Here is a 16,509-nt window from a genome sequence, read left to right on the forward strand (position 1 = left end):
ACAACACACTCCGCGCCCCGCCGACAAGGCGATCCCGGGACACCTCGACACCCTGCCCCGGACCGGTCGATCCGTAACACCGGCGTTGCACGCAGGACCCCTCGAAAGCCGTATGATCCCCCCAACACCACCGCCTCGAACTCCCTTCTCCAGGGCGGTTCGGTGTCCCTTCCTCCACCCTGCCCGGGCACGGGCCGCTCCGTCCTGCCCGCGAACCGTGAAAGGCGGCCTGCATGGTCTCTCGCGTACGCGTCTGGCTCAACCGCACGTACGCGGAGAACGTGTTCTTCATGGATCAGCTGCGGAGAAATCCCAGCGACCGGGCCGTCGAGATCCATGCCACGCACGGCGACCCGGACTCCCCCGTACTGGCCGCCGCCGACACCGCCGAACTGGAGCCGGAGGGCCTGTCCCCGGCCGCTTACGTCGAGTTCGCGCTCGACCAGTGCGCCCGGCGCGGCATCGACGTGTTCGTCCCCCGGCTGCACCAGTCGGCCATCGCGGCGCACCGGGCGGACTTCGAGGCGGTCGGCACGGCGCTGCTCGCGCCGACGCCGGAGGCGGTCACGGTCTTCGAGGACAAGATCGTCGCCTATGAGGCGGTGCAGGCCATCGGCGTGCCCGTGCCGCCGTGGTGGCGGGTGCGGTCGGCCGACGAACTCGTCGCCGCCGTACAGGAGTTGGAGGCAGGCGGACACAAGGCGTGCTTCAAGCCGGCCTCCGGCGCGGGCGGCGTCGGCTTCCGTGTGATCACCCGCGCGCCCTTCTCCCTGGTGCACCTCAACGGCTTCCCGAGCCCGTACGTCCATCTCGACCTGGTCCTCGAGGCGCTGCGCGCGGCGGAGGAGCCGGTGGACTGGCTGGTGATGCCGCGGCTGGAGCAGCCGGAGGTGTCGGTGGACTGCCTCACCGGCACGGACGACCGGGTGCGGCTGGCCGTCGGCAGGACCAAGAACGGGCGGCGGCGCGGGTTCACGCTCAACGAGCAGTGGCTGGGACCGGCCCGCAGGATCGCCGAGGGGTTCGGGCTGCACCATCTCTCCAACATCCAGTTCCGCATGCTCGGCGACGTCCCGGTGCTGATGGACGTCAACTCCCGGCCGGCCGGCGGGCTGCACCAGCTGTCCCTGTGCGGCATCAACGTGCCGTGGCTCGCCGTGCAGCTGGCGCTCGGGGAGGACCCGGGCGACGTGGTCCCGCCGTTCCTCGGGCAGGACTACTCGGTGGTGTCCGGGCCGCGGCCGCTGCGTCCGGTGACCCTGCCGCCGCAGCGGGCCGAGGAGACCGAGGTGCTGCTGCCCGCGGTTCCCGCGCAGCCCGTCGAGGCCGTGGAGAGCGCGGCGCAGGTCCTGCCGCTCTAGCCGCGCGGTCCGGTCGTCCGGGCGCCCGCCCCGCCGACCCGCCGCCACCCGCCCGGACAACCCGCCGCCACCCCGGACACACCCGCACCTCACCGGTATGGACCGATCCTGCAAGGGCTATTGACAGCTCGATTGGTCCATACCAACTTTGTCTGCGCACCATTCCGCACCTCTGTGCACTCCCGAACACCCCACTTTCCCCAGGGAGATCGCGTGCGCACCACGTTCCTGAACCGCTCCAGACGCAGAATTCTCGCGCTGTTCGGCGCCGTCGGCCTCGCGGTCGGCGGGGCCGTCGCCCTTCCCGGCACCGCCCACGCGGCGAACATCCTCTCCAACGCCGGTTTCGAGACGGGCTCCCTGTCGCCCTGGACCTGCACCGGCAACCTCGGCTCCGTCGTGAACTCCCCCGTGCACGGCGGCTCGCGCGCGCTCCAGGGTGCCGCGAGCGCGAGCGACAACGCCAAGTGCGGGCAGACCGTCTCCGTCCAGCCGAACACCACGTACACGCTCAGCTCGTGGGTGCGTGGCTCCTATGTGTACCTCGGCGTGGACGGGGGTGCCTCCACCTGGACCAACTCGCCCACCGCGTACAGCCAGTTGAGCCTCTCCTTCACCACCGGCGCCGCGCAGACCAGCGCCCGGGTGTATGTGCACGGCTGGTACGGGCAGGGGACGTACCACGCCGACGACATCAGCCTCGACGGACCCGGCGGGGGCGGCGGTGACACCCAGGCGCCCACCGTGCCGGGCAGCCTGCGCTCCACGGCCAGGTCCTCGTCCAGTGTGTCGCTGGCCTGGAACGCCTCCACCGACAACGTCGGCGTCACGGCGTACGACGTGTTCAGCGGCTCCAACCAGGTCCTGACCGTGTCCGGGACGAGCGCCACGGTCTCCGGGCTCGCGGCGAGCACCTCCTACACCTTCACCGTGCGGGCCCGCGACGCGGCCGGGAACAGCTCTCCGGCCTCCAACGGCGTCACCGTGACCACGGACGCGGGCGGCGGCGGGGGCACCGGCTTCAAGCAGGCCGCGCCCTATCTGTACCTCGGCTGGGGCGACCCGCCGAGCGCCACCTCGGTGATGAGCGCGACCGGCATCAAGTGGTACACGATGGCGTTCATCCTCTCGTCCGGCGGCTGCAACCCGGCCTGGGACGGCAGCAGGCCGCTGACCGGCGGCAACGACCAGGCGGTCATCAACTCCATCCGTTCCGCGGGCGGTGACATCGTCCCCTCGATCGGCGGCTGGAGCGGCAACAAGCTCGGCCCGAACTGCTCCACGGCCGAGGCGCTGGCCGGCGCGTACCAGAAGGTGATCGACGCCTACGGTCTGAAGGCCATCGACGTCGACATCGAGAACACGGACGAGTTCGAGAACGCGGCCGTGCAGGACCGCGTCCTCAACGCGCTGAAGATCGTCAAGGCCAACAACCCGGGCCTGCGCACGATCGTCACCTTCGGCACCTCGACCACCGGCCCGACCTACTGGGGCAACCGGCTCATCGACCAGGCCAAGGCGCTCAACGCGGGCATCGACGTCTTCACGATCATGCCGTTCGACTTCGGCGGCGGCGCCGACATGTACGGCAACACCGTGAACGCGACCGAGGGGCTGAAGAACAAGCTGAAGTCCGCCTTCGGCTGGGACGACGCCACGGCGTACGCGCACATCGGCATCTCCGGCATGAACGGGCTGTCCGACCAGCAGGAGCTGACCTCGGTGGCGATCTGGACCCAGATCCGCGACTGGGCGAACTCCCACCACATCGCCCGCCTCGCCTACTGGGCGGTCAACCGTGACCGGCCGTGCCCCGGCGGCGGTGTGACCAGCAACTGCTCCGGCATCAGCCAGAGCAACTGGCAGTTCACGTCGATCACGGCCGGCTTCACCGGCTGAGCCGACCGTCGCCGCGGCGAGCGGCACCCGCCGGGGGCGTCCCACCAGGGGCGCCCCCGGCGCATGCCCGCCCACGGCCGCCCGGCGTCCCGCTCGCCCGATATCCCTCTCATCGGCGAGGCGGCGCCCCTGACCGGCCCGGATACTGGAACTGCCCTTCCCCGAGGAGCCGCCCATGTCCGCCCGGTCCTGGATCGAGCCCGCCGTCGCCCGCTTGCGCACGGCCAACCCGTACGCCGTCGACGGCGCGCTCGCCGCGCTGGTGCTGTTCGCCGCCTCGTTGCAGTGGATCTTCCCCGACGAGGGCGACGACCGGCTGACCTGGCAGGGCTTCCTGCTGGGCACGGCGACGGCGGTGCCGCTGGTGTGGCGGCGCAGGGCGCCCTTCGCGACGGCGTGGGCGGTGTCCGTGGCCACGGTCGCCATGGCGGTCTACCACGCCCCACCGCCGACGGTGATCTACGGCGGGCTGGTCGTGCTGTACACGGTCGCCACGCTGTGCCCGCCGGTGGAGCGGCGGCTGATGCTGCTGGGCTGGCTGTTCGGGGTGTTCTTCACGGTGTTCCTCAAGGAACACGCGCAGCCGTTCGAGTACGCCTTCCATCTGCTGAGCGTGGTGTGCGCCTACGCGCTCGGCATGCTGGCCCGGGTGCAGCGCGCCTACACGGCGGCCCTGGAGGACCGCGCCCGGCGGCTGGAGCGGGAGCGGGCGGCGGACACCGAGCGGGCGCGGGCGCAGGAGCGCTCCCGGATCGCCCGGGACATGCACGACATCCTCGCCCACGCGGTCAGCCTGATGGTGGTGCAGGCCGAGGCCGGTCCGGTGGTGGTGCGCACCGACCCGGCCCGCGCGGAGGCGGTGTTCGACACGATCGCGGCGACCGGACGGGACGCGATGACCCAGTTGCGGCGCATCCTCGGCGTGCTGAAGGAGGAGCAGCCCGTGACCGGCGGGGAGCGGGTGCCGCAGCCCGGGGTGGCCGCGCTGCCCGCGCTGGCACACCAGGTGGCCGAGTCGGCGGGGCTGCGGGTGGAACTGCGCACCGACGGCGAGCCCCGGCCGCTGCACCGGGACACCGAGGTCGCGGCCTACCGGGTGGTGCAGGAGGCCCTCACCAACACGGTCAAGCACGCGTACGCTTCTTCCGCGGTGATCGAACTCGACTGGACGGAGCGTGCCTTGACCCTCAGCGTGACCGACGACGGCCGGGGCCCGGCCGGCGCGTCCGGCGGGCACGGGCTGATCGGCATCCGGGAACGGGCCGCCGCCTGCGGGGGCGACGCCGAGGCGGGGCGCGGCCCGGACGGCGGCTTCCGGGTCGTCGTACGCCTTCCGGTGGCGGGAGACCGGGCGGCCCTCGGGTGAGCGTCCGGGTGGTCGTCGCGGACGACCAGGAGCTGGTCCGGATCGGCTTCGGCATGATCCTCCAGGCGCAGCCGGACATCGAGGTGGTGGGCGAGGCGGGCGACGGGGCCGAGGCGGTGGACGCCGTACGGCGGCTCAGCCCGGACGTGCTGCTGCTGGACATCCGGATGCCCGTCATGGACGGCCTGGAGGCGGCCCGGCGGGTGTGCGCCGAGTCGGACTGCAAGGTGGTCATGCTGACCACGTTCGACCTCGACGAGTACGTGTACGACGCGCTGTGCGCGGGGGCCAGCGGATTCCTGCTGAAGGACGTGCGCCGCGACGACCTGGTGCACGCGGTGCGGGTGGTCGCGGCCGGGGACTCGCTGCTCGCCCCGACGGTCACCCGCCGGCTGGTCGCCGACATCGTGCGCCGCCGCCGGGCGGAGACCGCCGCCGAGGTCGCCCCGACGCGGCTGGACGTGCTCACCGCCCGCGAGGTGGAGACCCTGCGGATGCTGGCCCGCGGACTGACCAACGCCGAGATCGCGACGACCATGTTCGTCAGCGAGCACACCGTGAAGACGCACGTCAGCAATGTGCTGTCGAAGCTGGGGCTGCGGGACCGGGTGCAGGCGGTGATCTCCGCCTACGAGACGGGTCTGGTGACGCCGGGCGGCGGCGAACACAATGACCCTTCATGATCGAGATCGGGTTTCTGCGCCCTGACGACCGCGCCGCATGGGAGCGACTCGCGCGCGGCTACAAGGAGTTCTACGCCACCGAGACCACCGACGGGGAGTACGAGACGGCCTGGCGGCGCCTGCTGGCGGGCACCGAGGTGCACGGCCTGGGCGCCCGGACGCCCGACGGACGTCTGGTCGGCATCACGCACTACCTCTTCCACGCCCACTGCTGGATGCCCGACAGCTGCTACCTCCAGGACCTGTTCGTGGACGGGGCCGCGCGCGGGCAGGGCGTGGCCCGCGCGCTGATCGAGGCGGTGGCGGCCCGCGCCCGCGACCGGGGGGCGTCCCGGCTGTACTGGCTCACCCAGGACCACAACAGCACCGCGCGGGCCCTGTACGACAAGGTCGCCGCCTTCAACGGCTTCCTGCGCTACGACTATCCGCTCGGAGGTTAGGACCGGTCCGGCCGGCGCTGGTCCGATTCGCGCTCCGGGGCGTCGGGGCCGTGACCGCCCGGCCCGTCCAGTTCCTCGAACAGGGTGAGCTGGAGGCCGGCGGGGGCCCGGAGCCGGGAGTTCAGGGAGTTCCAGGGGGTGCGGGTCGGCTCGGCGAGCACCTCCGCGCCCGCGGCGGCCAGCCGCGCGGTGACGGCAGGGGAGTCGCCGACCTGGAAGGCGACCCGCACCTGCCCGGCCACCCGGTGGCCCACCTCGACCTCGTCGATGAACGCCGCGTGGTGCGGGTCGGTGATCTCCAGCGTGGCCCGGCCCGCCTCCAGGATGGTGACCCTGCCGTCCGGGGAGGAGAACGCGGCGCGTTCGGGCAGGCCCAGGACGTCGCGGTAGAAGTGCAGGGCCGTCTCGTAGTCCTCGGCGGTGACGACCAGGCGCAGCTCGCGCACGGCGGGTTCGTCGGACATGGCGCTCCTCGGTGATCGCGGCTACCGAACGGGTCAACTCCTCGCGCGCACGGCCTGATTCCCGCGCTCACCCGGTCGTGCGAGTAGTCCTGCCGCCCGAGGCGTCTCCCCCGTCCCGACGGCGGCCGTCACGCCCGGGCCCGCCCTGCGGGTGTCCGCCTCCGCGGGCCTCTCACCTGGCGCTTCCCCGTAAGGGCTCCTTCCTGTGCAGGACCGCCCGCGCGCGGGCTCCCCCCGGCGGACGATCGCCGCCCCGCTCCCCCTCCCCCGCGCGGCCCATTCCCGCCCGTGACTCCCCCGTACGACCGAGTCCCGCAAACCGCTCCCTCCGGCGATCCGGCGGAAGGGGGTCCGGCGGGACTCTGAGGGCGAAGCGATCGGACAACTCCGGGAGGGGCCGTGCTCGCCACGCTCGCCCGGGCGGCGACCCGCCGCCCGCTCACCGTCATCCTGCTGTGGACGCTGTTCCTGATCATCGGCTTCGGCCTCGGGACGGGCGTCTTCGGGCGGCTGTCCGACAATGTGCCGGAGGTCCCGGGCACGGAGTCGCAGCGCGCCGCCCAGTATCTCGACCGCAACGACCCCACCGGCGAGTCGCTCACCGCCGTCGTGGAGGGCGTGCCCGTCGCCGACGCGGACCTGCGGGTCCAGGTGGAGCGGGCCGTCGCCGACGTACGGAACATCGCCGGGGTGGCCGCGGTGCCCGACCCGTACGGGACGCCCGGTCTGGCCGCCGAGGACGGACGCGCCCTGATCATCCCGGTCACCCTGGAGGGCGGCCTCGACGACGCCGCCGAGGAGTCCGCGGTGGACGCGGCGGCCGAGCGCATCCGGGAGATCGACGCGCCCGAGGTGCACGTCAGCGGCGGCCCGCTGCTCGGGCAGCAGCTCGGCGAGCGCGCCCAGGAGGACGTGAAGAACGCCGAGCTGATCTCGCTGCCGGTGGTGCTGGGTCTGCTGCTGGTGGTGTTCGGCGGACTGCGCACGGCGGCGCTGCCGCTGGTGATCGCGGTGAGCGGGATCGCGGGCGCGTTCCTGGCGCTGTTCGTGTTCAGCGAGGTCACCGACATCTCCGTGTACGCCATCCAGGTGACGACGATGCTGGGCCTCGGCCTCGCCGTGGACTACGCGCTGCTGATGCTGGTCCGCTTCCGGGAGGAACGGCGGACCACCGACGACGTGGTCCTGGCCGTGCGGCGCACGGTCGAACGGGCCGGCCGTACGGTGCTGTTCTCCGGGCTGACGGTCGCGGTCAGCCTGACCGGGCTGCTGGTCTTCCCGAGCGTGTTCCTGCGCAGCATGGGTCTGGCCGTGGCCGCCGTGGTCGTGCTGGACATGCTGGCCGCGGTCACCCTGCTGCCCGCGCTGCTGACCAAGTTCGGCGGGAGGATCCCTCCGGCCAAGGTCCGCCCCGACGGCGAGGAGGGCCGCTTCTTCGCCCGCGTCGCCCGCTTCTCGGCCCGCCACAAGATCGCCGTCCTGGCCACCGCGGTGCCCGCCCTGCTGGTGCTGGCCCTGCCGGTCAGCGGTCTGCGGATCGCCATCGGCGACGCCACGCAGCTGCCCGCGAGCACCGAGGCACGGCAGCTCTACGACACCGTCGGCGAGCACTTCCCGCCGGGCAGCGGCGTCGACCCGGTCACGGTCCTGGTCCGGCCGGACGCGGACCCGGGCACGGCCGGCCGTGTCCTCGCCCTGCGCCCCGGCGCGACGGAGCGTGAGCTGCCGGACGGCGCCACCGTGATCTCGCTGCCCCCGACCGGCAGTGTGGACGGCACGGCGGCGACCGACCTGGTGCGCGAGGTGCGTGACGTGCGCGGGGACGAGCCGGTGGAGGTCACCGGTACCGCCGCGGAGCTGGTCGACTTCCGCCAGATGCTCGCCGACCGTGCCCCGCTGGCGGCGCTGACCGTGCTGGCCGGCATCTTCGTCCTGCTGTTCGCCTTCACCGGCTCGGTGCTGCTGCCGCTGCGGACCATCGCGACGACGCTGCTGAGCCTCGGCGCCGCGCTCGGTGTGGTGGTGTGGGTCTTCCAGGACGGGAATCTGGCCGGGCTGCTGGGCGCCGAGGGGCTGGGCGCGCTGAGTCTGACCGCGCCGCCGCTGATCGTGGCGATCGCGTTCGGGCTGGCCATGGACTACGAGCTGTTCATCCTGGCCCGCATCCGTGAGGCGCGGGAGCAGGGCGAGGACGAGTCGGAGGCCGTGGTGACGGGGCTGCGGCGGTCCGGCCGGGTGGTGACCTGCGCGGCGCTGCTGCTGGCCGTGGTGTTCGGCGCCTTCATGACCGGCGGCTTCTCCCCGATCCTGCAGATCGGGCTCGGGCTGACGCTGGCGGTGCTGATCGACGCGACGGTGGTGCGCATGCTGCTCGTCCCGGCGACGATGGCCCTGCTGGGCCGCCGCGCCTGGTGGGCACCGCGGCCGCTGCGCCGGGTCCACGACCGGATCGGGCTGCGCGAGGAGGCTCCGCCGGAGCGGGAACTCGTACGCCAGTGACCTCACCGCACTGAAGCCCCCGCAGCCCACGGGCCGTCCACCGTCAGCCACGGCGGACGGCCCGTCCCGCTGCCGCCACCCGCCCCGGCCACCCGCCCCGGCCATCCGCCTACCGGGCACCACCGGATCGGGCTCCGGGACGAGGCTCCGGCGGAACGGAGCTCGTACGCCAGTGCCCCCACGGCGCTGAAGCCGCCGCAACGCTCGGGCCGTCCACCGTCAGTCACGACGGACGGCCCTTTCCGGCCGCCGCCACTCGCTCCCGGCGCCCGCCCCGTCCGCCTGCCGGGCACCCGGTCTCCTTGCGGCGGACGGCCCGGCCCGCGACCGACCGTCCGCCACCCGGCCTCCTGCCGACGGCCGACCCCGCCCGCCCGGCAACCGGCCCTCCGCCGCCCGGCGCCCGTCCCCCACCCCTCCCGATGCCCGGCCCGTCCCGCTTCAGCACCTGAACTCCCCCGTCACTCAAAGGATTTCCTTGCTTCACCTCTTGACGGCCGGGGCGGTCCGGAGCACATTGGGGCGCGTCCTGAGAGCGCTCTCAGAATCACCCCGAAGCTTCACCGTCCCCCGGACGCTTTCAGGACGCCCTCAGGACGTCAACGCACAGCTCTCGCACGGCAGTACGGCTCCCCGCATCCCCCGTATCCCGAGAGGCAACCCCCACATGAGCGACACCCCAGGCATGCGCAGACGGCGCACGCTGCGCCAGGCACTGGTGGCGGGCTTCGGCGCGCTCGCCCTCGCCGCGGCCGCCGCGACGACCGCCGCCACCACGGCGAGCGCCTCCGCCCCGCCGCCCCCGTCCGGCTGGACGCAGGTCTTCGCCGACGACTTCGACGGCGCGGCCGGCTCCGGTGTGAACACCTCCAACTGGCAGTACGCCACCGGTACCTCCTACCCCGGCGGGCCCGCCAACTGGGGCACAGGCGAGGTCGAGACGATGACCTCCAGCACCAGCAACGTGGCCCTGGACGGCAGCGGCAATCTGCGCATCACCCCGCGCCGCGACGCGTCCGGCAACTGGACCTCGGGCCGCGTCGAGACCCGCCGCACCGACTTCCAGCCCCCGGCGGGCGGCAAGCTGCGCGTCGAGGCCCGGGTGCAGATGCCGAACGTCACCGGCGCCGCGGCCAAGGGCTACTGGCCCGCGTTCTGGATGCTCGGCGCGCCGTACCGCGGCAACTACTGGAACTGGCCGGCCGTCGGCGAGCTGGACATCATGGAGAACGTCCAGGGCCTGAACACCGTCTGGGCCACGATGCACTGCGGCACCACTCCTGGGGGCCCGTGCAACGAGACCACCGGCATCGGCGGCTCCACCACCTGTCCGGGCGCGACCTGCCAGTCGGGCTTCCACACCTACCGCATGGAGTGGGACCGCTCGACGAGCCCGGAACAGGTCCGCTTCTACGTCGACGGCGTCAACTACCACACGGTCAGGGCCAACCAGGTCGACGCGACCACCTGGGCCAACGCCACCAACCACGGCTACTTCATCATCCTGAACGTGGCGATGGGCGGCGGCTTCCCGGCCGCATTCGGCGGCGGCCCGGACAGCGGGACGGTGCCCGGGTACGCGATGGTCGTCGACTACGTCCAGGTGCTGTCCGCGGGCGGCGGAGGCGGCACCACACCGCCGCCGACCGGCAACCGCGACGCCTACACCGCCATCCAGGCCGAGTCGCACGACAGCCAGTCCGGCACGATGACCGAGACCACCACGGACTCCGGCGGCGGCCAGAACATCGGGGCGCTGGCGAACGGCGACTGGGCGCTCTACCGGGGCGTCGACTTCGGCTCCTCGGCGGCCCGTCAGTTCAGCGCCCGGGTGGCGAGCGGCGCCGGTTCGGGGGTGAGCGGCCTGGTCGAGGTGCGGCTGGACAGCCGTACGAACACGCCGATCGGGAGCTTCGCGGTGGGCAACACCGGGGGCTGGCAGTCGTGGCGGACCGTGCCCGCCAACATCAGTGGGGTGACCGGCACGCACGACGTCTATCTGACCTTCACCAGCGGCCAGCCGGCCGACTTCGTGAACGTCAACTGGTTCACCTTCGGCCGCTGAGCGCACGGTTCGCCCCGCCCGGCCCGGTCCGTCGTCCGACGGGGCGCCACATCGGCGTCCCGTCAGCGCGTTTCGGGACCACCCCTGCGGTCCGGCGGGCCCGTCACCGCACCCCTCAGCGCATCTCCGCCCGGAACGCCGCCGGGGTCACCTCCGTGTGCTGATGGAAGAACTTGGAGAAGTTCGCCGCGTCGGGGAAGCCGACCGCCGCGCCGACGCGGCCGATGGGCAGGTCGGTGTGGGCCAGCAGACGCTTGGCCTCCAGGACGACCCGCCGGTCGATGAAACCCTTAGGGGTCTGGCCGGTGGCGGCGCGCACCGCGCGCACCAGGGTGCGGCGGGAGATGGCGAGGGCGTCGGCGTAGGCGCTGACGCTGTGGTTGGTGGCGAAGCCCTGCTCGACCGCGTCCCGGAAGAGGGTGAACGTGGTGTCGGACCGGTGCCGCTCGGCCTCCGCGGAGCCGGCCGCGAGATGCGCGAGGCGCAGCAGGAACGCCGTGAGGGAGTGGCGCAGTACCGCGGTGTGCAGGCCGAGCGGGAGGGTGCGGTCGTCCTCGTACTCGCGCCGCAGCTGCTCCAGCGAGGACGTCAGCGCCGCGAGGCGTGCCGGGTCGGGGCGCAGCAGCGGCGGCAGGTCGTAGCGGTAGAGGCCGGTGGCCTCGACGGTGGCGCGGGGCAGGAAACCGGGCTGCATGGTCAGGACGGTTCCGCGGTACTCGTCCGCGGTCGAGAAGCGGTGCACCTGCCCGGGGCGGATCCAGAGCAGGTCGCCGGCGCGGGCCTCGTACTCGGCGAAGTCCACCATGTGGCGGACGGGACCGGCGGAGAAGAGCATCACCACGTGGAAGTCGATGCGGTGGACCTTGTCCAGCGGCGCGTCGTCGGCGTGCCAGGTGTGCCCCGAGCCGAGGGAGCCGACCTGCATGCCGACGCCGCTGACGCTGAGACCGGAGGGGAAGGCGAAGGTTCTGATGCCCTCGGCGCGCGCACCGGGAGAGCCGCCCCGGTGCTCGTCCGCCGCGCGCGCGGTGTTTCTGTCCGCCATGTCCTTCTCGTACTGCCTCGTCCGTACGGGTGGTGTCCCACTTTCACCAAAGGCTGACACACGCCGACCTGGCCGCCTAAAAGTCAGACTTTTAATCTCTAACGCGTACGACCAGCAATCCCGCTCTTTCAGAGGACTTCTTGAAGATGAGCACGCAGACGCCCGACAGCTTCGAGCGGACCGGACTCGACCGGCGTGCCGTCGACACCGCCCGCCTCCTGGCGGCCGATGCCGTGCAGAGGGTGAGACGGCCGTCGTCCGGGCGGAGATCCCGCGCCGCCACTCCACCCGCCCGGCCCCGCACGGCCTGGCCCTCACCCGGCAGGGCGTACCGGCGTACGCGCCGGACCCGGACGCCGCGCGCGGCGGTTGCGTCCTGCGCGACTCCTCCACCGCGACCCCCGACGTCGTCCTGATCGCCACCGGCTCCGAGGTCTCGCTCGCCGTCGCCCCGCGGGAGGCGCTGGAGGCCGAGGGGACCGGCACCCGGGTGGTGTCGATGCCGTCGGCGGAGTGGTTCGAGGAGCAGCCGCGGGCGTACCGCGACGCGGTCCTTCCGCCGTCCGTGCGAGCGCGGGCCGCCGTCGAAGCCGGGATCGCTCTGACGGGGTACCGGTTCACAGGTGGCGCAGGACGCGTCGTCCCCCTCGAACACTTCGGCGCCTCCGCCGACGCGGCCACCCTGTTCGCCGAGTACGGCCTCACCGCCGACGACGTCGCCACCGCGGCCAGGGAATCGCCGGCCACGGCACGTGGTTGATCCGACCGCCAGAAAGAAGATGATCGAAGAATGACCGAAGCAACCGCCACCGCGGGAGCCCTTCAGCGCCTGTCCGACGAGGGCGTCTCCATCTGGCTGGACGACCTGTCGCGCAAGCGGATCGCCTCCGGCGGCCTGGCCGAACTGCTGGCCACCCGGGGCGTCGTCGGCGTCACCACCAACCCCTCGATCTTCCAGGCCGCCATCGGCTCCGGGGAGGGCTACGAGGAGCAGCTCGCCGACCTCGCCGTGCGGGGCGTCACCACCGACGAGGCCGTGCGGATGATGACCACCGCCGACGTACGGGCCGCCGCCGACATCCTGCGGCCGCTGTACGACGCCACCGGCGGCCGGGACGGCCGGGTCTCCATCGAGGTCGACCCGCGCCTCGCCCACGACACCACGGCGACGATCGCCGAGGCCAGGCAGCTCGCCTGGCTGGTGGACCGCCCCAACGTGATGATCAAGATCCCGGCGACCCGGGCGGGTCTGCCCGCGATCACCGAGGTCCTCGCCCGGGGCATCAGTGTCAACGTGACCCTGATCTTCTCCCTGGAGCGCTACCGCGAGGTGACGGACGCCCATCTCGCGGGCCTGGAGAAGGCGCGGGCCGCGGGCCTGGACCTGGCCGGGATCCACTCCGTGGCCTCGTTCTTCGTCTCCCGCGTCGACACCGAGATCGACGGCCGCCTCACCGCCCTGGGCACCGACGAGGCCCTCGCCCTCAAGGGCCGGGCCGCGCTGGCCAACGCCCGCCTCGCCTACGAGGCGTACCAGCAGGTCCTCTCCGGCGCCCGCTGGCAGGACCTGGCCGGCTCCGGCGCCCACGCGCAGCGCCCCCTGTGGGCGTCGACCGGTGTGAAGGACCCCGCGTACAAGGACACGCTGTACGTGGACGAGCTGGTCGCCCCCGGCACGGTCAACACCATGCCGGAGGCCACGCTGAACGCCACCGCCGACCACGGTGAGATCACCGGCGACACCGTCACCGGCGGCTACGACCGCGCCCGCGCCGACCTCGCGGCCCTGGAGCGGCTCGGCGTCTCCTACGACGAGGTCGTGGCCAAGCTGGAGGACGAGGGCGTGGCCAAGTTCGAGGCGGCCTGGCGGGACCTGCTGGACACCGTGACGAAGTCGCTCATGGGCAAGGGAGTTGACGGGGAATGAGCAAGGCGAAGGGCAGGACGGGCCGGCCGGGCGCGAAGGCGCGGTCCGCCGCGGGTGCCGCCCCCGGCTGGGCCAACCCGCTGCGCGACGAGCGCGACCGCAGGCTCCCGCGGATCGCCGGCCCCTCCGGGCTGGTCATCTTCGGCGTCACCGGCGACCTGTCCCGCAGGAAGCTGATGCCGGCCGTGTACGACCTGGCCAACCGCGGTCTGCTGCCGCCGGGCTTCTCGCTGGTGGGCTTCGCCCGCCGGGACTGGGAGGACCAGGACTTCGCGCAGGTCGTCCACGACGCGGTGCGCGAGCACTCCCGTACGCCGTTCCGCGAGGAGGTCTGGCAGCAGCTCGCCGAGGGCATGCGGTTCATCCCGGGCGACTTCGACGACGACACGGCGTTCAAGACGCTGCGCCGGACCGTGGACGAGCTGGACGCGGCCCGCGGCACCAGCGGCAACTACGCGTTCTACCTCTCCGTGCCGCCGAGGTTCTTCCCCAAGGTCGTCCAGCAGCTGAAGAAGCACGGTCTGGCCGACGGGCCCGAGGGCTCCTGGCGGCGCGCGGTCATCGAGAAGCCGTTCGGCCACGACCTGGCGAGCGCGCGGGAGCTGAACGCGATCGTGCACGACGTGTTCGACCCGGAGCAGGTCTTCCGGATCGACCACTACCTGGGCAAGGAGACCGTCCAGAACATCCTGGCGCTGCGCTTCGCCAACCAGATGTTCGAGCCGATCTGGAACCGTTCGTACGTCGACCACGTGCAGATCACGATGGCCGAGGACATCGGCATCGGCGGCCGCGCGGGCTACTACGACGGCATCGGCTCGGCCCGTGACGTCATCCAGAACCACCTGCTCCAGCTGATGGCGCTCACCGCGATGGAGGAACCCGCCGCCTTCGACGCGGGCTCGCTGCTCACCGAGAAGCTGAAGGTCCTCAGGGCCGTGAAGCTGCCGGAGGACCTGGGCCGGCACACCGTGCGCGGCCAGTACGCGCCGGGCTGGCAGGGCGGCGCGCGGGTGAGCGGGTATCTGGAGGAGGACGGCATCGACCAGGCCTCCACCACGGACACCTACGCGGCGATCAGGCTGAACGTGGACAACCGCCGCTGGGCGGGCGTGCCGTTCTATCTGCGCACCGGAAAGCGCCTCGGCCGCCGGGTGACGGAGATCGCGGTCGTCCTCCAGCGGGCCCCGCACTCCCCGTTCGACTCCACGGCCACCGAGGAACTCGGCCAGAACGCCATCGTCGTCCGGGTGCAGCCGGACGAGGGCGTCACCGTCCGCTTCGGCTCCAAGGTGCCCGGCACCTCGATGGAGATCCGGGACGTGACGATGGACTTCGCCTACGGCGAGTCGTTCACCGAGTCCAGCCCGGAGGCCTACGAGCGGCTCATCCTGGACGTCCTCCTCGGGGACGCCAACCTGTTCCCCCGTCACCAGGAAGTGGAAGAGTCCTGGAAGATCCTCGACCCGATCGAGGAGCACTGGGCGGCACACGGCCGGCCGGCGCAGTACGCGTCGGGCAGCTGGGGCCCCGAGGAAGCGGACGAGATGCTCGCACGAGACGGACGGAGCTGGCGCAGGCCATGAAGATCGACCTGACCGACACCACGGCAAGCAAGATCAACAAGGCGTTGGTGCAGGGCCGCCGCGCCCTCGGCACCCCGGCCGTGGGCATGGTCCTGACGATGGTGATCGTCACGGACGAGGAGAACGCCTACGACGCCATCAAGGCCGCCGAGCGCGCCTCGCACGAGCACCCCTCGCGCACCCTCGTCGTCATCAAGCGGCACGCCCGCACCCCGCGCGACCGCACGGCCTCCCGGCTGGACGCCGAGGTCCGGGTGGGCGCCGACGCGGGCACCGGCGAGACCGTGGTGCTGCGCACCTACGGCGAGGTGTCCGACCACGCCGACTCGGTCGTGCTGCCGCTGCTGCTGCCGGACGCCCCGGTGGTCGTGTGGTGGCCGGTGGACGCCCCCGAGGTGCCCGCCAAGGACCCGCTCGGCGCGCTGGCCCAGCGCAGGATCACCGACATGTACGCCGTCGAGCACCCGCTGGACGCGCTGGAGCTGCGCGTACGCTCCTACGCCCCCGGCGACACCGACCTCGCCTGGACCCGGCTGACGCCGTGGCGTTCGATGCTCGCCGCCGCCCTGGACCAGGCGCGGGCGAGGGTGACCTCGGCGGCGGTGGAGAGCGAGGCGGAGAACCCCAGCGCCGAGCTGCTGGCCCGCTGGCTGGAGGCCCGCCTCGGCGTCACCGTCGACCGTGTCGTCACGGCCGGGCCCGTGGTCACCGCCGTACGGCTGGGCAGCGAGCACGGCGAGATCGTCATCGACCGCCCCGAGGGCCCGCTGGCCACGCTGTCCCTGCCCGGCCAGCCCTCGCGCACCCTCGCCCTGAAGGTGCGCCAGACGTCCGAACTCATCGCCGAGGAGCTGCGGCGCCTCGACGCCGACGAGATGTACGCCATCGCCCTGCGGGGCGAGGCCGCCAAGGAGACCGCCACTCATGTCTGACTCCCCCAAGCTGAACCTGCGCCCGGAGTGGGCCGCGCTGGAGGACCACCGTGCCGAGGGGCAGCGGACCCTGCGCGAGCTGTTCGCCGCGGACCCCGGCCGCGCCGAGCGGTACGTGGTCCGCGTCGGCGACCTGCACGTCGACTACTCCAAGCACCTGATCACCGACGAGACCCTCGCCCTGCTCCAGGAACTCGCCGTGGCCACGGACGTGTTCGGGCTGCGGGACGCGATGTTCCGTG

12 protein-coding genes and 2 pseudogenes are annotated in these 16,509 nt (G+C 72.6%); 12 read left to right on the forward strand and 2 right to left on the reverse strand.

All coding sequences use genetic code 11. The annotated features are described in order from the left end of the window. Positions 1–233 precede the first annotated feature (233 nt). From ACFYR0_RS33935 to ACFYR0_RS33955, 5 genes are all read left to right on the forward strand, one after another. A complete protein-coding gene (locus tag ACFYR0_RS33935) occupies positions 234–1,361 on the forward strand; it encodes an ATP-grasp domain-containing protein (RefSeq protein ID WP_389336871.1) in 1,128 nt (375 codons plus the stop codon). A gap of 213 nt (positions 1,362–1,574) precedes the next feature. Next, on the forward strand, positions 1,575–3,260 hold the full coding sequence (locus ACFYR0_RS33940; RefSeq protein WP_389336874.1) for a carbohydrate binding domain-containing protein: 1,686 nt from the start codon (positions 1,575–1,577) through the stop codon (positions 3,258–3,260). A gap of 175 nt (positions 3,261–3,435) precedes the next feature. After that, complete coding sequence (locus ACFYR0_RS33945; RefSeq protein WP_389336877.1) at positions 3,436–4,626, forward strand: sensor histidine kinase; 1,191 nt, start codon at positions 3,436–3,438, stop codon at positions 4,624–4,626. Beyond that, positions 4,623–5,309: a response regulator gene (locus tag ACFYR0_RS33950; protein ID WP_389336880.1), complete on the forward strand. Its 687-nt coding sequence runs from the start codon at positions 4,623–4,625 to the stop codon at positions 5,307–5,309. Before ACFYR0_RS33945 ends, ACFYR0_RS33950 begins: the two co-directional genes overlap by 4 nt. Then, positions 5,306–5,749: a GNAT family N-acetyltransferase gene (locus ACFYR0_RS33955; protein WP_389336883.1), complete on the forward strand. Its 444-nt coding sequence runs from the start codon at positions 5,306–5,308 to the stop codon at positions 5,747–5,749. Before ACFYR0_RS33950 ends, ACFYR0_RS33955 begins: the two co-directional genes overlap by 4 nt. Here ACFYR0_RS33955 and ACFYR0_RS33960 read toward each other — a convergent pair. After that, positions 5,746–6,213, reverse strand: a complete 468-nt coding sequence (locus tag ACFYR0_RS33960) for a VOC family protein (RefSeq protein ID WP_389336886.1) — start codon at positions 6,211–6,213, stop codon at positions 5,746–5,748. The genes ACFYR0_RS33955 and ACFYR0_RS33960 overlap by 4 nt on opposite strands. Positions 6,214–6,612: 399 nt before the next feature. On the opposite strand from ACFYR0_RS33960, the gene ACFYR0_RS33965 reads away from it, so the two are divergent. Together ACFYR0_RS33965 and ACFYR0_RS33970 are read left to right on the forward strand one after the other, a co-directional pair. After that, positions 6,613–8,712 (forward strand): MMPL family transporter, encoded by a 2,100-nt coding sequence (locus tag ACFYR0_RS33965; RefSeq protein ID WP_389336889.1) that lies wholly within the window; start codon positions 6,613–6,615, stop codon positions 8,710–8,712. Positions 8,713–9,379: 667 nt separating this feature from the next. Beyond that, complete coding sequence (locus tag ACFYR0_RS33970) at positions 9,380–10,777, forward strand: glycoside hydrolase family 16 protein (protein WP_389336897.1); 1,398 nt, start codon at positions 9,380–9,382, stop codon at positions 10,775–10,777. Positions 10,778–10,892: 115 nt separating this feature from the next. Here ACFYR0_RS33970 and ACFYR0_RS33975 read toward each other — a convergent pair whose 3' ends face one another. After that, a complete protein-coding gene (locus ACFYR0_RS33975; RefSeq protein ID WP_389336900.1) occupies positions 10,893–11,822 on the reverse strand; it encodes a helix-turn-helix domain-containing protein in 930 nt (309 codons plus the stop codon). A 241-nt stretch (positions 11,823–12,063) separates the two neighbouring features. Here ACFYR0_RS33975 and ACFYR0_RS33980 point away from each other — a divergent pair. From ACFYR0_RS33980 to ACFYR0_RS34000, 5 genes and pseudogenes are all read left to right on the forward strand, one after another. Continuing rightward, a pseudogene (locus tag ACFYR0_RS33980) lies at positions 12,064–12,582 on the forward strand (transketolase C-terminal domain-containing protein); the annotation flags it as partial. 30 nt (positions 12,583–12,612) lie between these two features. Continuing rightward, positions 12,613–13,749: a transaldolase gene (gene tal / locus ACFYR0_RS33985; RefSeq protein WP_389336903.1), complete on the forward strand. Its 1,137-nt coding sequence runs from the start codon at positions 12,613–12,615 to the stop codon at positions 13,747–13,749. Next, entirely contained in the window at positions 13,746–15,335 is a 1,590-nt protein-coding gene (gene zwf, locus ACFYR0_RS33990; protein WP_389336906.1) for a glucose-6-phosphate dehydrogenase, read from the forward strand. Before tal ends, zwf begins: the two co-directional genes overlap by 4 nt. Then, positions 15,332–16,267, forward strand: a complete 936-nt coding sequence (gene opcA / locus ACFYR0_RS33995; protein WP_389336909.1) for a glucose-6-phosphate dehydrogenase assembly protein OpcA — start codon at positions 15,332–15,334, stop codon at positions 16,265–16,267. Before zwf ends, opcA begins: the two co-directional genes overlap by 4 nt. Further along, positions 16,260–16,509 (forward strand): annotated as a pseudogene (locus ACFYR0_RS34000) (glucose-6-phosphate isomerase); the annotation flags it as partial. The gene opcA and the pseudogene ACFYR0_RS34000, both read left to right, overlap by 8 nt.

Origin of the sequence: Streptomyces sp. NPDC005017 (genome assembly GCF_042873115.1) — a bacterium.
Lineage (GTDB): Bacteria > Actinomycetota > Actinomycetes > Streptomycetales > Streptomycetaceae > Streptomyces.

Coding starts and splice junctions, on each gene's coding strand:
- opcA (WP_389336909.1), top strand. CDS start 15,332: ATGAAGATCGACCTGACCGACACCACGGCAAGCAAGATCAACAAGGCG.
- ACFYR0_RS33970 (WP_389336897.1), top strand. CDS start 9,380: ATGAGCGACACCCCAGGCATGCGCAGACGGCGCACGCTGCGCCAGGCA.
- zwf (WP_389336906.1), top strand. CDS start 13,746: ATGAGCAAGGCGAAGGGCAGGACGGGCCGGCCGGGCGCGAAGGCGCGG.
- ACFYR0_RS33975 (WP_389336900.1), bottom strand. CDS start 11,822: ATGGCGGACAGAAACACCGCGCGCGCGGCGGACGAGCACCGGGGCGGC.
- ACFYR0_RS33955 (WP_389336883.1), top strand. CDS start 5,306: ATGATCGAGATCGGGTTTCTGCGCCCTGACGACCGCGCCGCATGGGAG.
- ACFYR0_RS33945 (WP_389336877.1), top strand. CDS start 3,436: ATGTCCGCCCGGTCCTGGATCGAGCCCGCCGTCGCCCGCTTGCGCACG.
- ACFYR0_RS33960 (WP_389336886.1), bottom strand. CDS start 6,213: ATGTCCGACGAACCCGCCGTGCGCGAGCTGCGCCTGGTCGTCACCGCC.
- tal (WP_389336903.1), top strand. CDS start 12,613: ATGACCGAAGCAACCGCCACCGCGGGAGCCCTTCAGCGCCTGTCCGAC.
- ACFYR0_RS33935 (WP_389336871.1), top strand. CDS start 234: ATGGTCTCTCGCGTACGCGTCTGGCTCAACCGCACGTACGCGGAGAAC.